Source organism: Ruegeria sp. CDSC054, assembly GCF_059610645.1.
On record NZ_JBXWOA010000001.1, the window covers coordinates 183,545 to 198,457 of the forward strand.

The 14,913-nt window shown below is 58.0% G+C and carries 17 protein-coding genes and 1 tRNA gene; 11 read left to right on the forward strand and 7 right to left on the reverse strand.

Annotation, left to right across the window (positions count from 1 at the left end; genetic code table 11):
* Nucleotides 1–208 precede the first annotated feature (208 nt).
* The 3 genes from cysS to AC2FGC_RS00895 are packed head-to-tail and all read left to right on the forward strand — an operon-like array spanning nucleotide 209 to nucleotide 4,019.
* Complete coding sequence (cysS, locus tag AC2FGC_RS00885; protein WP_496727148.1) at nucleotides 209–1,606, forward strand: cysteine--tRNA ligase; 1,398 nt, start codon at nucleotides 209–211, stop codon at nucleotides 1,604–1,606.
* A complete protein-coding gene (cimA, locus tag AC2FGC_RS00890; RefSeq protein ID WP_496781290.1) occupies nucleotides 1,606–3,240 on the forward strand; it encodes a citramalate synthase in 1,635 nt (544 codons plus the stop codon). Before cysS ends, cimA begins: the two co-directional genes overlap by 1 nt.
* Entirely contained in the window at nucleotides 3,237–4,019 is a 783-nt protein-coding gene (locus tag AC2FGC_RS00895; protein WP_496764713.1) for a squalene/phytoene synthase family protein, read from the forward strand. Before cimA ends, AC2FGC_RS00895 begins: the two co-directional genes overlap by 4 nt.
* Here AC2FGC_RS00895 and AC2FGC_RS00900 read toward each other — a convergent pair whose 3' ends face one another.
* Entirely contained in the window at nucleotides 4,020–4,610 is a 591-nt protein-coding gene (locus AC2FGC_RS00900; RefSeq protein WP_496781291.1) for a YceI family protein, read from the reverse strand.
* Nucleotides 4,611–4,701: 91 nt separating this feature from the next.
* On the opposite strand from AC2FGC_RS00900, the gene AC2FGC_RS00905 reads away from it, so the two are divergent.
* On the forward strand, nucleotides 4,702–5,118 hold the full coding sequence (locus AC2FGC_RS00905) for a MarR family winged helix-turn-helix transcriptional regulator (protein WP_496781292.1): 417 nt from the start codon (nucleotides 4,702–4,704) through the stop codon (nucleotides 5,116–5,118).
* Here AC2FGC_RS00905 and AC2FGC_RS00910 read toward each other — a convergent pair.
* Nucleotides 5,115–6,335: an MFS transporter gene (locus AC2FGC_RS00910; protein WP_496738598.1), complete on the reverse strand. Its 1,221-nt coding sequence runs from the start codon at nucleotides 6,333–6,335 to the stop codon at nucleotides 5,115–5,117. The genes AC2FGC_RS00905 and AC2FGC_RS00910 overlap by 4 nt on opposite strands.
* Nucleotides 6,336–6,432: 97 nt before the next feature.
* Between AC2FGC_RS00910 and AC2FGC_RS00915 the strand changes: the two genes are divergently transcribed.
* The 4 genes from AC2FGC_RS00915 to AC2FGC_RS00930 are packed head-to-tail and all read left to right on the forward strand — an operon-like array spanning nucleotide 6,433 to nucleotide 8,529.
* A complete protein-coding gene (locus AC2FGC_RS00915) occupies nucleotides 6,433–7,065 on the forward strand; it encodes a DNA-3-methyladenine glycosylase family protein (protein ID WP_496727143.1) in 633 nt (210 codons plus the stop codon).
* Nucleotides 7,062–7,727 (forward strand): alpha/beta hydrolase, encoded by a 666-nt coding sequence (locus AC2FGC_RS00920; RefSeq protein ID WP_496727142.1) that lies wholly within the window; start codon nucleotides 7,062–7,064, stop codon nucleotides 7,725–7,727. The genes AC2FGC_RS00915 and AC2FGC_RS00920 overlap by 4 nt, the downstream gene beginning before the upstream one ends.
* Nucleotides 7,728–7,729: 2 nt before the next feature.
* Nucleotides 7,730–8,233, forward strand: coding sequence for a GNAT family N-acetyltransferase (locus tag AC2FGC_RS00925; RefSeq protein WP_496727141.1), 504 nt, complete (start codon nucleotides 7,730–7,732; stop codon nucleotides 8,231–8,233).
* Entirely contained in the window at nucleotides 8,227–8,529 is a 303-nt protein-coding gene (locus AC2FGC_RS00930) for a putative quinol monooxygenase (protein ID WP_496727140.1), read from the forward strand. The genes AC2FGC_RS00925 and AC2FGC_RS00930 overlap by 7 nt, the downstream gene beginning before the upstream one ends.
* A gap of 4 nt (nucleotides 8,530–8,533) precedes the next feature.
* Here AC2FGC_RS00930 and AC2FGC_RS00935 read toward each other — a convergent pair whose 3' ends face one another.
* Together AC2FGC_RS00935 and AC2FGC_RS00940 are read right to left on the reverse strand one after the other, a co-directional pair.
* Nucleotides 8,534–8,959 (reverse strand): VOC family protein, encoded by a 426-nt coding sequence (locus AC2FGC_RS00935; RefSeq protein ID WP_496727139.1) that lies wholly within the window; start codon nucleotides 8,957–8,959, stop codon nucleotides 8,534–8,536.
* A 31-nt stretch (nucleotides 8,960–8,990) separates the two neighbouring features.
* On the reverse strand, nucleotides 8,991–9,596 hold the full coding sequence (locus AC2FGC_RS00940; protein ID WP_496727183.1) for an rRNA large subunit pseudouridine synthase E: 606 nt from the start codon (nucleotides 9,594–9,596) through the stop codon (nucleotides 8,991–8,993).
* A 213-nt stretch (nucleotides 9,597–9,809) separates the two neighbouring features.
* Here AC2FGC_RS00940 and AC2FGC_RS00945 point away from each other — a divergent pair, with 213 nt between their 5' ends.
* Nucleotides 9,810–10,394, forward strand: coding sequence for an HNH endonuclease (locus tag AC2FGC_RS00945; RefSeq protein WP_058278012.1), 585 nt, complete (start codon nucleotides 9,810–9,812; stop codon nucleotides 10,392–10,394).
* Between the two features lie 6 nt (nucleotides 10,395–10,400).
* Here AC2FGC_RS00945 and AC2FGC_RS00950 read toward each other — a convergent pair whose 3' ends face one another.
* Nucleotides 10,401–10,865 (reverse strand): disulfide bond formation protein B, encoded by a 465-nt coding sequence (locus AC2FGC_RS00950; protein WP_058278011.1) that lies wholly within the window; start codon nucleotides 10,863–10,865, stop codon nucleotides 10,401–10,403.
* A complete protein-coding gene (locus AC2FGC_RS00955; protein WP_058278010.1) occupies nucleotides 10,862–11,440 on the reverse strand; it encodes a YqaA family protein in 579 nt (192 codons plus the stop codon). The genes AC2FGC_RS00950 and AC2FGC_RS00955 overlap by 4 nt, the downstream gene beginning before the upstream one ends.
* Before the next feature lie 146 nt (nucleotides 11,441–11,586).
* On the opposite strand from AC2FGC_RS00955, the gene AC2FGC_RS00960 reads away from it, so the two are divergent.
* A tRNA-Leu gene (locus AC2FGC_RS00960) sits at nucleotides 11,587–11,672 on the forward strand.
* A 335-nt stretch (nucleotides 11,673–12,007) separates the two neighbouring features.
* Here the strand turns inward: AC2FGC_RS00960 and AC2FGC_RS00965 are convergent.
* Nucleotides 12,008–13,501 carry a BCCT family transporter gene (locus tag AC2FGC_RS00965; protein WP_496781293.1) on the reverse strand — a complete coding sequence of 498 codons (1,494 nt, stop codon included), beginning with the start codon at nucleotides 13,499–13,501 and terminating at the stop codon, nucleotides 12,008–12,010.
* A 389-nt stretch (nucleotides 13,502–13,890) separates the two neighbouring features.
* On the opposite strand from AC2FGC_RS00965, the gene AC2FGC_RS00970 reads away from it, so the two are divergent.
* Nucleotides 13,891–14,859: a TAXI family TRAP transporter solute-binding subunit gene (locus tag AC2FGC_RS00970; protein WP_058271718.1), complete on the forward strand. Its 969-nt coding sequence runs from the start codon at nucleotides 13,891–13,893 to the stop codon at nucleotides 14,857–14,859.
* The last annotated feature ends 54 nt before the right edge of the window (nucleotides 14,860–14,913 follow it).

Below are 14,913 nucleotides of genomic sequence, written 5' to 3' on the forward strand. Positions count from 1 at the left end.
AAGGTGCGCCACCTTGAGATTGAACTCAAGTCTTGGCTGAACGCGTTGTCCATGCTAGGGGGAGGACATGAACCGTATGACCTGCATCATTATCTGCTGCATTACCTGCTGATTTATCAAGCGGGCCGGTTTCTTTCGTTTTCATCCCTGAGACAAGTTGCTAAGCCCGCGCCAAGCGCAAGCATTTGCTGTCTTTAGGAGCCGACCGATGACGACAATCAAACTGCACAACACACGGACACGGGCGAAAGAAGATTTCGTTCCGATCAGTGCCGATAACGTGCGGATGTATGTCTGCGGACCTACGGTCTATGATCGCGCCCATCTGGGCAACGCGCGGCCCGTGGTGGTTTTTGACGTGCTCTATCGATTGCTGCGCCATGTCTACGGCGCGGATCACGTGACCTATGTGCGCAATTTCACCGACGTGGATGATAAGATTAACGCAACCGCGCTGGCACGCCAGAAGGCGGGTGCTGAGGGCACGCTGGAGCAGTTGGTGCAGGAGCGGTCGGATGAAACCATCGGCTGGTATCTGCACGACATGGGTGCGTTGGGCGCGCTTGAGCCCGACGAGATGCCGCGTGCGACTCAGTACATCGCGCAAATGGTTGCGATGATTGAGGATTTGATCGCGAAGGGTCACGCCTACGCAGCCGAAGGGCACGTTCTATTCGCGGTTGACAGCTGGAAGGAGCACTACGGCGCTTTGTCTGGTCGGTCGGTGGATGACATGATTGCCGGTGCCCGGGTTGAGGTTGCGCCTTACAAGCGGAACCCGATGGATTTCGTGCTGTGGAAGCCCTCGACCGATGAGTTGCCGGGGTGGGACTCGCCTTGGGGTCGCGGTCGTCCGGGGTGGCACATCGAATGCTCGGCCATGAGCTATGAGCTGCTGGGTGAGAGCTTTGATATTCACGGCGGCGGAAACGACCTGATGTTCCCGCATCATGAAAATGAGATCGCGCAGAGCAAATGCGCCCATCCGCACGGTGAGTTCGCGCGGTACTGGTTGCATAATGAGATGTTGCAGGTGGAAGGCAAGAAGATGTCCAAATCGCTGGGCAACTTCTTCACCGTACATGACTTGCTGGAGCAGGGCGTGCCGGGCGAGGTGATCCGGTTAGTCTTCCTGCAGACGCATTATCGCAAGCCGATGGATTGGACCGAGAAAAAGGCGCGTGAGGCTGAGGCGACGCTGCGCAAATGGCGGGCGCTGACAGCGGGCATCGAGCCCGCCGCCAGCGCTGCGCCTGCTGTGGTCGCTGCACTCAGCGATGACCTGAACACTGCGGGCGCGCTCACAGAGTTGCACCGTTTGGCTGCAGATGGTGATGCGGCGGGATTGTTGGCGAGCGCACAGGTGCTGGGCCTATTGTTGTCAGAAATGGGAGCATGGGCTGACACAGCGTCGGTGGACCTGTCGTCTCACGCAGATCGGTTGGCCGATGCCCGCGCGAGTGCAATGCAGAACAAGGACTTCTCGGAGGTTGACCGTCTGAAAGCGGCCTATGTTGCAGCAGGGCTGGAAGTACGCATGAGTAAGGACGGGGTCGAACTGGTTCCGGGCACCGGGTTCGATGCGGCCAAGCTGGAGGGCGTATGATGACTAAAGAACGCCTCTACCTCTACGACACTACTCTGCGCGACGGGCAGCAGACACAGGGTGTGCAGTTCTCGACCGCTGAGAAGGCGCAGATCGCGCAGGCTCTGGACGAGTTGGGCGTGGACTATATCGAGGGCGGCTGGCCGGGGGCGAACCCGACGGACAGCGCGTTTTTTGATGCGGCTCCCAAAACGTCAGCCTGCTTGACGGCCTTTGGGATGACCAAACGGTCGGGCCGGTCGGCTGAGAATGACGATGTTTTGGCGGCGGTGATGAACGCGGGCACGCGGGCGGTCTGTCTGGTGGGTAAGTCGCACGATTATCACGTGACGGATGCGCTTGGCATCTCGCTTGAGGAGAATGTCGAGAACGTCCGTGCCTCTGTTGCACATATCGTAGCGCAGGGGCGCGAGGCGCTGTTTGATGCCGAGCATTTCTTTGATGGCTACAAGGACAATCCAACCTATGCGCTTGAGGTCTGCCGGGCCGCGATGGATGCCGGTGCGCGCTGGGTTGTTTTGTGCGACACCAATGGCGGGGCTTTGCCTGCGGAAGTGTCGCGGATTGTGTCCGAGATGGTCGCGGCGGGCCTGCCGGGGGACCGGTTGGGTATCCATACCCACAACGATACGGAAAATGCAGTGGCCTGTTCTTTGGCGGCTGTCGATGCGGGCGCGCGGCAGGTTCAGGGAACCTTGAACGGATTGGGAGAGCGTTGCGGAAATGCGAACCTGACCTCTTTGATCCCGACGCTGCTGCTAAAAGAACCTTATTCATCGAACTTTCACATCGGCGTCAGTGTCGAGGCCCTGGCGGGTCTGACTCGCGTCAGCCGCATGCTGGACGAGATCCTGAACCGGGTGCCCAGCAAGCAATCAGCCTATGTCGGGGCGTCGGCTTTTGCGCACAAGGCTGGGCTGCATGCCAGCGCGATCCTTAAGGACCCGACGACCTATGAACATGTGGATCCGGCGTCGGTTGGGAACACACGGATCATTCCGATGTCGAACCAGGCGGGGCAGTCGAACCTGCGCCAGCGCTTGATCGAGGCCGGTTTGTCGGTCGAACCCGGTGACCCGGCCCTGGGCCGTATCCTCGAACGGATCAAGTTGCGTGAGGCGGAAGGTTATTCCTACGACACCGCGCAGGCCAGCTTTGAGCTGCTGGCGCGGGACGAACTGGGTCAACTGCCTCAATTCTTTGAGGTAAAGCGGTACAAGGTGACCGTTGAACGGCGCAAGAATAAGTACAACAAGATGGTCAGCCTGTCCGAGGCGGTTGTTGTGGTGAAGGTCGATGGTGAAAAGAAGCTGTCGGTCAGCGAGTCTCTGGATGGGTCCGGCGGTGACCGCGGTCCGGTGAACGCGCTGGCCAAGGCGCTGGCCAAGGATCTGGGGCAGTATTCGCGGATATTGGATGATATGCACTTGGTCGACTTCAAGGTACGTATCACGCAGGGCGGCACCGAGGCCGTGACCCGCGTCATCATCGATAGTGAAGACGGGCAGGGGCGCCGGTGGTCCACCGTTGGCGTCAGCGCGAACATAGTCGACGCCTCGTTCGAGGCGTTGCTGGACGCGATCCAATGGAAACTGGTGCGTGATTGCGGCCCACAGTCGGCAGTCGCCGAGTGAGTGCGCCTTTTGACGATGACGTCAAGGCCTGTGCCGCGCTGTTGCATCGAGCCGATCCCGACCGGTTCATGGCGGCCATGGCGGCACCAGTGTCCGCCAGGGCGGTGTTGTTTCCGATCTATGCGTTAAATATCGAGGTCGCCCGGGCACCCTGGGTGACGCAAGAGCCGATGATTGCCGAGATGCGCCTGCAATGGTGGCGCGATGCTTTGCAAGAGATTGCCGAAGGTCCAACCGTGCGTCGGCATGAGATCGTTACGCCGCTGTCGCGTGTCTTGTCCCCTCATCTTGCGTCGATGATGGATGAATATGTGGCCGTAAGGCGTTGGGATATCTATCGCGACCCGTTCGAGGACGAAGATCATTTCGACGCGTACATAAACCACAGCGCGGGCACGCTCACGGTGGTAGCGGCACAAGCGCTGGGGTCGGCGGATGAGGATGTCGTGCGGGACTTTGGCTATGCCGTTGGGGTCGCCAACTGGTTGCGCGCCATTCCGGATCTGGAAGCGCGTGGGCGAATTCCGCTGCTGGATGGCACGCCTGCGGGTGTTCAGCGTCTGGCTGAAAAAGCGTACGGGCGTTTGAAACGGGCACGTACTCAACGACACTCGGTTTCGGCAAAAGCTGCTGCCGCGTTGCATGCCGGTTGGCAAACTGAATTGGTTCTAAAACAGGTTATTGCGCGCCCGGACAGGGTCGCCTCTGGAACCCTTGGGCCGGGTGAAATCCGCCGCCGCCTGTCGCTGATGGTCCAGGCGGCAACGGGGCGCTGGTAGTTACTCCCAGCCGCCGGCGCGCATTTCGGCCGAGATTTTCAGCTGCACCAAGTCTGACGTTCCCGGGGCAAACATCCCGACGCCGTATTCGCTGCGTAAAAGCTGGCCAGCAGCTTCGACCCCAACCCAGTCACCTTTGTAATAATCGAAAAATCCGGCCAGGGGATGTTTGCCCATGAAGGTCAGGTCGATCTCAAGCGTTGCGGGCTTGGTCTGATCCTTGATTGTCAAATCACCGATCATTTGCAGGGTGCTTGCACCGGTTTGCACCGCCGAGGTCGAGACGAATTTGATGTTTGGGTAAGCTTCGACATCGAAGAAGTCACCGCTTTTGAGGTGATCGTTGAGCGGCCCCCAACCGGTTTCGACACTTGAGGCGTCGATTGTGATATCCGCGCTGGTTGCGGTGACATTTTCAGGGTCAAACTCGACCGTGCCGGATACGGCGGTCCATTCGCCGGATTGTTCGGTCAGTCCCGCGTGGTTGTAGTAGAATCGGATTTCGGTGTGACTTTGATCAAAGTGATAGGTTTCGGCAAGGACTGGTGTGGCCAGTGCCAAGACGAGGGCAGATGCGGTAAACAGCTTCATGACATTTCTCTGATTTGCAGGGTTGATAATTAACATGTAAATGCATCTAAATTGATGAGCAAAGGAAAACCACAATCCTCGCGGAGGCGTGATGAGCGGATTTGAAGAACGAGAGGCGGCCTGGATCGCTCTGAACCAGACACGCACCCGGATCTTTTCCCTGGCCGAGCGCGCGCTGGTGGCAGCGGGATATCCACGGCTGCACTGGTATGACGTGTTGTGGGAGTTGGAACGAGCACCAGACGGCCTGCGACCTAAACAGCTGGAGCAGCAATTGCTGTTTGATCAGTCCAGCTTTTCCCGTCAGGTCGCACGGATGGCGGAGGACGGATTGTTGACGCGCCATGCTGCAGCGGGGGACGGACGGGGAAAAATCCTGCGCATTACCGACAAAGGCCGTACCCTGAGACGGCAGATGTGGGATATCTACCGCATGCACATTGATGAGGGGATCGCCGAGGCACAGAAATTAGGTGCTTTTGCACCGATACTGAACCTTAACGATTAGGCTGTTCGGGGCCGCATCGTCAGCCACAAAAGCGCGCCGCCCGCCAAAGTCAGAAGGGGGATCATCGCGACGTTCACCGCGGTCCAACCTTCGATCGGAGAGCCGCCAGAACAGTTCATCAGCCCGCCTGAAGCCAGCGAGGCAAACGTGACGCCACCAAACACCAGCAGGTCGTTCAACCCCTGCATGCGTCCGCGCTCGCTGACGTCGTGCGATTCAGCCAACATGGTGGTTGCGCCGATAAAACCAAAGTTCCAGCCGATGCCCAGCAGGATCAGCGCGACAAAGAAATTACCCAGCTCAACGCCCTGTAAAGCGACCACTCCGGCCGCGGCAAGAATGAGTAGGCCCAGTGCCACGATCCGTTCGACCCCAAAACGTGCGATCAACTGTCCGGTGAAAAAGCTGGGAATGTACATCGCCAACACGTGGCTGGTGACGACATCCGCCGCGTCATTGGCGCTGAACCCGCAGCCCACGACGGCCAGTGGTGTCGACGTCATCACAAGGTTCATCAGCGCGTAGGACACCATGGCGCAGATGATTGCAACCGCAATACGCGGCGTTTTCAGAAGCTCGATCCGGGACCGACCTTTGGGGGCATCAGCCGCAGGCTTGGGCGGGGTCGGAATGTCGAGGAAAAAGAACAGGGCCGAGCCAATGACGTTCACCGCGATAACAGCGATATACGTGCCGAGAAAAGGGATGACATACGCGGTCGAGGTCAGTTTGACGATCTGAGGCCCGATGATTGCCGCTGCCAGACCGCCCGCCATGACGTAGGAAATCGCCTTGGGACGGAAATCGTCCGATGCGGTGTCAGCGGCGGCAAAGCGGTAGAAACCGTGCGCGCTCATGTAGATGCCGGTCAGCAGGCTGCCAGCAAGGAACACTGGGAATGATCCCAGAAACAAGCCATATGCGCCGACAAGCCCGCCGCAAGCCCCTGCCGTTGCCCCCACCAGAAATCCAGCCCGGCGACCCCACCGTTGCATAATGGCCGAGATCGGCGTCGCCGCCAGCATTGAGCCAAGGACGATCAATGATATGGGCAGAGTCGCCAGGCAGGGATTGGTTGCCAATGATTGGCCGGCCAGCCCACCGACGATAAAGATCATCGGCATCTGTGCGCCCAGCAGGGCCTGCGCAGCCACCAGAACGGCGACATTGCGTTTGGCCTGACTGTTGTTGTCCGGGGTTGTGGCGGTCATGGTCATGAGCACATGCGTAATGGCGAAAACGATTGTGCACAAGCGGGTTGCATCTGCGGCAAAGCGGCCTAACGTGCAGTCGATCATCGAGGCCGGAGAGCACATGTCCGTTGGACGGATCATAGAAACACCCGACTGCGTGGAAGAAGGCGCGACATGGCTGGCCGAAAGCTGCCCGCGCATGGCCTATGCGATGGAACAGACCGGTCCGTTGCCCTTGCGCCGTCGCCCGGACGGGTTTGCGCAACTGCTTAGCGCCATAGTCAGCCAGCAGGTGAGCGTGGCCTCGGCCAATGCGATCTGGAACCGGTTGAAGGATGCGAAACTGACCGGCCCGCGTAAAATCATGTGGGCCACCGACGATGATCTGCGTGCAGTTGGGTTGAGCCGCCAAAAAATCCGGTATGCCCGCGCTTTGGCTGAGGCGCGCATTGACTACAAAGCCTTGCGGGACGTTTCAAACGAAGACGTGGTGGCGATCCTGACCGAGGTGTCGGGTATTGGCGTCTGGACGGCCGAGATTTATGCGATGTTCTCTTTGGGTCGTGCCGACGTGATCGCGCCGGGCGATCTGGCGCTGCAAGAGGCCGCGCGCATCTTATATGATTTGCCCGACCGGCCTACCGACAAACAGCTGCGCCAGATGGCCGAGGCATGGTCGCCCTGGCGGTCGGTTGCGGCGCGGGTTTTGTGGGCCTATTACCGGGTGGCAAAAGAACGAGAAGGGATCAGATGACACGGGTTTTGAATGCGCTCCGAAAAGAGCCGGTTTCGGGCGATACACGCTCGGTCGTGGTGTTCGTGCACGGCTATGGCGCCAATGGGGCCGATTTGTTGGGGTTGGCCGATCCGTTGGGTGAGCATCTGCCTGACACGTTGTTCGTGTCACCCGATGCGCCGGAACAGATCCCCGGAATGCCTAACGGATATCAGTGGTTTCCGATCCCGTGGATTGATGGCTCATCCGAAGAAGAAGCACGCCGTGGCATGGAAATGGCCGTTGAGGATTTCAACGCCTTCCTTGATGCCCTGATGGTGGATGAAGATGTGCTGCCCGAACAGGTGGTTCTGTTTGGGTTCTCGCAAGGTACGATGATGAGCCTGTACGTCGCCCCGCGCCGCGAAGACCCGGTGGCTGGGGTCGTTGCCTTCTCGGGCCGGTTGTTGGAACCGGATCTGCTGCCCGACGAAACCGTCAGCCGGATGCCCATCCTTCTGGTGCATGGCGATGCCGACGACGTCGTTCCGCCACAGTCGTTGCCCGAAGCTGCCGAAGCGTTGCAGGCCGCAGATTTCAAAGAAGTTTACGCGCATGTCATGAAGGGCACCGGCCACGGGATTGCCCCCGACGGTCTTAGTGTCGCGCTTGCCTTCATGCGCGACAAGCTGAGCCTGTAGCCATGATCGCGGTTCGTCCCATGATGCCTGAGGACGTGGCAGTTGCCTGCCAAATTCTCAACGAAATCATTGCTATCGGCGGGACGACCGCGTTTGAAACACCGTTTTCCGAGGCGCTGTTTGCTCAAGTCTACCTGAATGGCGCAGACAAAATCTGTTGCCACGTTGCCCTGGATGAACAGGGTGAGGTGGCCGGATTTCAATGGTTAGGCACCAATGAGGACTTGCCAGAAGATTGCGCGGATATCGCAACCTTCACCCGGCGAGAGCCGGTGTTGAAAGGGGCAGGGCGGGCGTTGTTCTCGGAAACCACGACCTATGCCGCAGCCGTTGGGTTCCGTGCGCTCAACGCGACCATCCGCGCCGACAACCGGCAGGGGCTTAGCTATTACGACAAGATGGGTTTCCGCGACTACTCGGTCACATATGCTGTTTCTCTGCAAGACGGAACGCCGGTCGACAGGGTTTCGAAACGGTTTGAATTGAAGAAGGATACGACATGCTGATTGTCACCGGAACGGTTGAAGTCTCGACAGATGGCGTCGGCAAAGCCATTGAGGCGGCACAGAAAATGGTCGCCGAGACTGTGAAAGAGCCCGGCTGCCTGATCTATGAATTCAGCCAGATACTCGGGCAATCTAACAAGTTCCGTGTTTATGAAGAATGGCAGGATCAGGCCGCGCTCGAGGCGCATTTTGCAGCCCCGCATATGGCCGAGTTTCAGGCTGTTCTGGGCGAAGTGGGCGTTGTTTCGAGCGACATCTACCGGATTGTCGGGGGAGAAAAGCAACCGCTGCGCTAAGTGATCAGTTCCACAGGTGACCTTCAGCGAATTCCACCGAGTTTCCGGCGGGGTCCCGAACATACAGCGATCGTGCCCCGCTTGGCCAATCGAACTCGGCGTCTATGGGGATGTTCCACTCCAGCAGATGCTTGCGCATTTCGTCTATCTCTGTCCGCGATAAAGTCATGCAGACGTGACCGGGACCGCGTGCGCCATGCGGCGGGACGGGAAGCTTCGGATTCTCCGGCGGCTTTGCCGTCTCATCTGCGTTGAACAGCAACAACACCGATCCGCCGACGCGGAAAAATACATGTCGGTTCGCGACGCGTTGGATACATTCTAACGCCAGTATTTCACCATAGAATCGTTCGGCCGCGTCCAGATCGCCAACATAAAGCGCGGCCTCAAGGATACCCTCTGGGGATGGTGTGCTTCGGGTGACTTTCATGCCTTAAGTCTATTACAAAAGGACGTTTTTGTCACCTGCGCGGTCGGCGGTCCCGTTTACGTTGCGGCGCGGAATCTAATGTAGGGGCTGTCAAGCTGTCCCATTGGCCGGGCGCCAACCCCTCTAGCGTCCAGTCCCCGATCCGGGCGCGGATCAGGCGCAGGGTGGGATGACCGACCGCTGCCGTCATACGTCGAACCTGCCGGTTGCGGCCTTCGCGCAAGGTCAGCTCAATCCAGCTGTCCGGTATAGTCTGGCGGACGCGGATAGGTGGGTTTCGTGGCCACAGGCCTTCGGGCTCATCCATCAACCGGGCCTTGGCCGGGCGCGTTTTACCGTCCTTCAGATCGACCCCGTCGCGCAGCGCTTTCAGCGCAGTAGCATCGGGCAGACCTTCGACCTGAACCCAATAGGTCTTGGGCATCTTGTGCTTTGGGTCCGATATTTGCGCCTGCAGCCGACCGTTGTCGGTCAGCAGCATCAGGCCCTCGCTGTCGCGATCCAGACGTCCAGCCGGATACACACCGGGCAGGTCGATAAAATCCGACAAAGTGCTGCGCGGCGAGTCGGCGTTTGCACGGTCGGTAAACTGCGGCAAAACATCGAAGGGTTTGTTGAATCGTATGAACCAGCTCATGATCTCGCCATAGCCCGCCGGGCACAGCGAATGCAACCTGTGGATAACTGTCATGCCTCTGTTACGGATTCGGCATACCCAATACCCGAGATGTTGTGGAAACTCAGGGCTTGTCAGAGTTTTAACACGATATATAGTTAAGTTAAGGCCGGGGCGGGTGTTCCCCGCTCTGGTGTCAATAACGGGCAGAGCAGAGCGAGGAGCGATTCCGATATGGACGGAGAATTCAGGACCGAATTTGTCAGGGAACCGGGTGCCCTAAAGCACCATCCGGCATTGGTTTTGAACGCCGATTATCGCCCCTTGTCCTATTACCCCTTATCCCTGTGGCCCTGGCAAGAAGCGATCAAGGCGGCCTGGCTGGACAGGGTGGACATTGTGGCCGAATACGACGAGGTCGTCCGAAGCCCAAGTACCGAGATCCGAATACCGTCGGTCGTTGTCCTGAAAGACTATGTAAAACCCAGAAAGCGCGTGGCCTTCACGCGCTTTAATTTATTTTTAAGGGACGAGTTCCGCTGCCAGTATTGTGGAAGCCGGGACAACCTGACCTTTGACCATGTTGTTCCGCGGGCTGCCGGGGGTGTGACCAGTTGGCAGAACGTTGTGGCGGCGTGCAGCCCCTGCAACCTGAGGAAGGGATCGAAGTCGCTGCGGCAGGCGGGCATGTCGCTGCGCAAACCGCCGCGTCAGCCAGATGCCGAGGCACTGCGAAACATCGGACGCAAGTTCCCCCCGAACCACCTGCATGACAGTTGGATCGACTTTCTGTATTGGGATGCCGAACTGGACGCGTAGTAACGCTTATTTCGCACGGAACGCGGCCAGCCAGACCAAAACTAGGCCAGCAGATAGCAGAGCGTTCCACCCGGCCATCGACAGGCCGAACATCTCCCACGGGATATCATCACAGCGCACAAGTGGCGCGGACATGATCTGATCCATCAATTCTTCAGCGGACAACCCGCCAATATCACCCGACGTGCAGCTGGTTGGACCTTCCCACCATTTCTGCTCGACACCTGCGTGGTACATGCCAATCCCGGCAGTCACCATCGCAGCAACTGCACCCAAAAGGGGCAGGGGGCGGATGCCCGGAAAGGCAAAGGCCAACACGCCAATCAGAACGGCCGCGCCGTGGGGATAGCGTTGCCAGATGCACATTTTGCACGGGGCCATGCCGCCCAGGTGTTGAAACGCCCACGCGCCCAGCAAGAGTGCAGCGGAACCGCCAGCCGCTATCAGGATCAACAGTTTTTTGCGTGTCATAAGAACTTCACCGCTAAGAACCCACCGAACAGCAGGATGACAAACAGAGTGAACATAAGCCCCAGACGCTTTTCGATGAAGTTGCGAATGGGTTCACCAAAGCCCCAAAGCAGCCCGGCAACAACAAAGAACCTGAGCGCGCGGGCCAGAATCGACGTGGCGATGAATGTGCCCAGCGGCATGCCCGTCCAACCGGACATGATGGTGATTACCTTATACGGGAATGGGGTAATCCCTGCGCCCAGCACGGCCCAGAATCCGAAATCGTTGAACTTGGTGTTGAACTCTTCCATCGCATGCGCCTTGCCCATGGATTCGAGGATGGGTTGGCCGATGCTTTCATAGAAGAACGCGCCAATAGCATATCCCAGCATGCCCCCCAGCACCGACGCCACCAGGGCAACTGTCGCGATCAGCCATGCACGCGACGGGCGCGCAAGAATCATGGGAATCATCAGAACGTCCGGGGGAATCGGAAAGAACGAGCTTTCGACAAATGCCACAATGGCCAGAGCCCAAAGCGCGTGCGGGTGTTCGGCCAGACGAATGGTCCAGTCATAGAGCGATCGCAACATCAGATGCTAAAATCCCGTTCCTTTGTTGCGTCAGCCAAACCATGCGCCTGATGGGCCGTCAACCGTGCCTGAAGAAAACAAACTGAATATCGGTTGTTTTTTGCCTCTGGACCTTCCCGATTATGAGCGCTAATCCAGTGTTCGTGGCCCAAGTGGCGGAATGGTAGACGCAGGGGATTCAAAATCCCCCGGTAGTGATACCGTGCCGGTTCGAGTCCGGCCTTGGGTACCAAAGTAAAAACAGAGGGTTAGGGGAACCTGCTCTCTGTTTTTTCTTTTCTTACGTTTCGAATGCTCATGTTGCCACTTTTGGCCGGTGTATCGAAAATGTCGGGGTTTAGACGGTCGTTGGAAAGCTTGGCGACAATCTGAGTTCCGGATTGTGCGCGCAGTTTCATCGGGCAAGTTTTCTAGCAAACTAAGGAAAAAGCGAACAGACTAGGGTTGTTCGGGGCGAATCTGTTCCCAGTTTCTGCGCTCACTTACTGCGTCGCAGGATCAGCCACGCCAGAAACCCGATATAGGCGAAAACGCTTAGGTTCAGTGCGGTGTCGATCAATTGGCCACTCATGATCGATCCTCTTGCGCCAGACGTTTGAAGAGGCAGACAACAAGAACGGGCACGATAAACACGAAAGCGATGGCTGACAGCGCTATGATGGACCGAACCAGAGAGATATCGCCCACCAGAATCATCGCCATCCCTAACGCGCCAAGGATAATGCCCCAAATCGTACGAATTCGGGGAGAGGGGTTGTCGTCGCCTCCGGTCCCTATCATCGCAAGGGTGAACCCGGCGCTGACGACGCTGGTGACCACGAACAGGAACGCGGCCAGGATTGTTGCTATTCTTGTGATGCCGTCCAGCGGGAAGCGCTCAAGCAACGCAAATGTTGTTGCGTCGAGGTTCTCTGCGTTGACGGCTGATAAGGCTCCGTCCTGACGCAAAGCATCGAAAAAACCCAAGCCGCCAAAAACGCCGAACCACAGGATAGAGAAAAGTGTAGGGGTGACGACGACTCCGATCAGAAACTCTCGGATCGTGCGTCCGCGGGAAATCCGGGCGATGAAAATGCCCACGAAGGGTGACCAAGCCAGCCACCAGATCATATAGTTCAGCGTCCAGCCGTGGAACCAGTCGACCAACTGGTCGTCGAAGAATTCCGCGGTCGAGAACCCTGCAGGCAGGACACCGAACAGGTACCGTCCGAACCCGGAAACAATGCCGTCCATCAGATAAGAGGTTGGGCCGAGCACCAGAAGATAGACCATCATCCCGACGGCGATCAGCATTGCCGCGTTGGACAGCAGGGCCATTCCGTCGCCCAGATCGCGACGCAACGGTATGATGAACGCAATACACAGCGCGGCAAAAACGGGCAGGGTCAGCACGCCTGAGGTTTCTATACCCAACAGGCCTGCCAGTCCGGTCTGGATCTGAAATACCCCCATCGCCATCGAGCCCGCCAAACCGACGGCAATTGCGACGATCGAGAGTAGATCGAAAATCCACCCCAGCGCTTTTGTCCATCCTGCTTCGCCAAGTGCGTCGGTGACTGGGGCGCTCAGCAACAAAGTGCGATTTCGGCGATAGGCGAAATAGGCGATGACCAATCCGACGATTCCGTAAATCGCCCAGGCGTGGAATCCCCAATTCAAGTAGGTCACGAACATTGCATAGCTGGCCGCTTCGGCATCGCTATTGTACTGGCGCAGCACTTCGTAATGGGTAAGGGGCTCGGCCGCCCCATAAAACAGCAGCCCGACCCCCATCCCGGCAGCAAATAGCATTGCGATCCATGCGGTCGTTGAAAACTCTGGTTCGGCTGCGTCAGGGCCAAGGCGGATATCTCCGAATTGTGACAAGGCCAGAAAGAGGACCACAAACAAAAGCCCGCTGACCTCAAGCATGATGAACCAGCCGCGGCTGTTGAATTGCGTCGCAACCGCCGATGCAGCAATGCGGCCCAAGCCTTGCGGGTCAGCAATGCCCCAGATTGCGATGGCCGCACTGAGGGCTAGGGCGATCACAAGCATCGGACTGGGTGATTTGCCGTCCACTGTCCAGAACCCTTCCGCGTAAATTTATGAAACATCGGGTCGTTAGGCCAAGCCTAGGTTGGGGATTCCAAACTTTCAAAGTGTTTTTGGATATTTAGCTGCCACGGTTGTTCATGATCCGGTCCAGTGATGCCGATCTGTGCAAAACCGCCCCGCTAAAGGGGGAAACTTTCGGAAATCTCCTCACATCTGCGGATCGGGGCCTTCATACCCCGCGCAGGGGTTGACAAGCGGAGTGTCTGAATGAAACGTCAAAGGTGTTGGGAGACTTTTAAATTTCAGATGCTTGACCCGTTGCAAGACGGGTTCGCTTGCCGTACCGGCGAGGTCCCTGGATGGGGGCCGCTGAACTGTCTCTCATCCACAAAAAGAGTTGGGAGTTCTCAAAAATGAAAAACAGCAGCAAGCTTAGCCTGGGCGCGGTCGTTACCGCTGCTCTTATGGCTCCGGCCGCTTATGCAGAAGAGTTTATCACCATTGGTACCGGCGGCGTGACCGGCGTTTACTATCCGACCGGTGGTGCGATTTGCCGTCTGGTGAACAAGGGCCGCAAAGAGCACGGCGTGCGTTGCTCGGTCGAGTCGACCGGTGGTTCGGTCTACAACATCAACACCATTCGCGAAGGCGAGCTGGAGTTTGGTGTCGCTCAGTCCGACTGGCAGTACCACGCGTATAACGGCAGCTCGAAATTCGAAGAGGCTGGCCCCTTTGAAAACCTGCGCGCCGTCTTCTCGGTTCACCCCGAACCGTTCACCGTTGTGGCACGTGCCGATTCCGGCATCACCAACTTCGAAGACCTGAAAGGCAAGCGCGTCAACATCGGTAACCCCGGTTCCGGTCAGCGCGGCACCATGGAAGTCCTGCTGGGCGAAATGGGTTGGACCACCGACGATTTCGAACTGGCGACCGAGCTGAAAGCGGCTGAACAGTCCGCAGCTCTGTGCGACAACCAGATCGACGCGATGGTTTACACCGTTGGTCACCCGTCGGGTTCGATCCAGGAAGCGACCACGGCCTGTGACTCGGTTCTGGTGAATGTCAGCGGCGACGCCGTCAGCAAGCTGGTTGACGACAACTCGTTCTACCGTACTGCAACCATCCCCGGTGGCATGTACCGTGGTTCGGATGGTGACACCTCGACCTTTGGTGTGGGCGCGACCTTTGTGACCTCGGCAGACGTGTCGGATGATGCGGTTTATGCGGTTGTCAGCTCGGTCTTCGAAAACTTCGACGACTTCAAAAAGCTGCACCCTGCATTTGCCAACCTCAAGCCTGAAGAAATGATTGCAGATGGCCTGTCGGCTCCGCTGCATCCGGGTGCTGAGAAGTACTACAAAGAAAAAGGCTGGGTTCAGTAAGCCAGACCTAAAGCAGGGTGCCCAACGGGCGCCCTGCAACCAAAACCCGAACAA

Coding starts and splice junctions, on each gene's coding strand:
- cysS (WP_496727148.1), top strand. CDS start 209: ATGACGACAATCAAACTGCACAACACACGGACACGGGCGAAAGAAGAT.
- cimA (WP_496781290.1), top strand. CDS start 1,606: ATGACTAAAGAACGCCTCTACCTCTACGACACTACTCTGCGCGACGGG.
- AC2FGC_RS00900 (WP_496781291.1), bottom strand. CDS start 4,610: ATGAAGCTGTTTACCGCATCTGCCCTCGTCTTGGCACTGGCCACACCA.
- AC2FGC_RS00905 (WP_496781292.1), top strand. CDS start 4,702: ATGAGCGGATTTGAAGAACGAGAGGCGGCCTGGATCGCTCTGAACCAG.
- AC2FGC_RS00910 (WP_496738598.1), bottom strand. CDS start 6,335: ATGACCATGACCGCCACAACCCCGGACAACAACAGTCAGGCCAAACGC.
- AC2FGC_RS00915 (WP_496727143.1), top strand. CDS start 6,433: ATGTCCGTTGGACGGATCATAGAAACACCCGACTGCGTGGAAGAAGGC.
- AC2FGC_RS00920 (WP_496727142.1), top strand. CDS start 7,062: ATGACACGGGTTTTGAATGCGCTCCGAAAAGAGCCGGTTTCGGGCGAT.
- AC2FGC_RS00925 (WP_496727141.1), top strand. CDS start 7,730: ATGATCGCGGTTCGTCCCATGATGCCTGAGGACGTGGCAGTTGCCTGC.
- AC2FGC_RS00930 (WP_496727140.1), top strand. CDS start 8,227: ATGCTGATTGTCACCGGAACGGTTGAAGTCTCGACAGATGGCGTCGGC.
- AC2FGC_RS00935 (WP_496727139.1), bottom strand. CDS start 8,959: ATGAAAGTCACCCGAAGCACACCATCCCCAGAGGGTATCCTTGAGGCC.
- AC2FGC_RS00940 (WP_496727183.1), bottom strand. CDS start 9,596: ATGAGCTGGTTCATACGATTCAACAAACCCTTCGATGTTTTGCCGCAG.
- AC2FGC_RS00945 (WP_058278012.1), top strand. CDS start 9,810: ATGGACGGAGAATTCAGGACCGAATTTGTCAGGGAACCGGGTGCCCTA.
- AC2FGC_RS00950 (WP_058278011.1), bottom strand. CDS start 10,865: ATGACACGCAAAAAACTGTTGATCCTGATAGCGGCTGGCGGTTCCGCT.
- AC2FGC_RS00955 (WP_058278010.1), bottom strand. CDS start 11,440: ATGTTGCGATCGCTCTATGACTGGACCATTCGTCTGGCCGAACACCCG.
- AC2FGC_RS00970 (WP_058271718.1), top strand. CDS start 13,891: ATGAAAAACAGCAGCAAGCTTAGCCTGGGCGCGGTCGTTACCGCTGCT.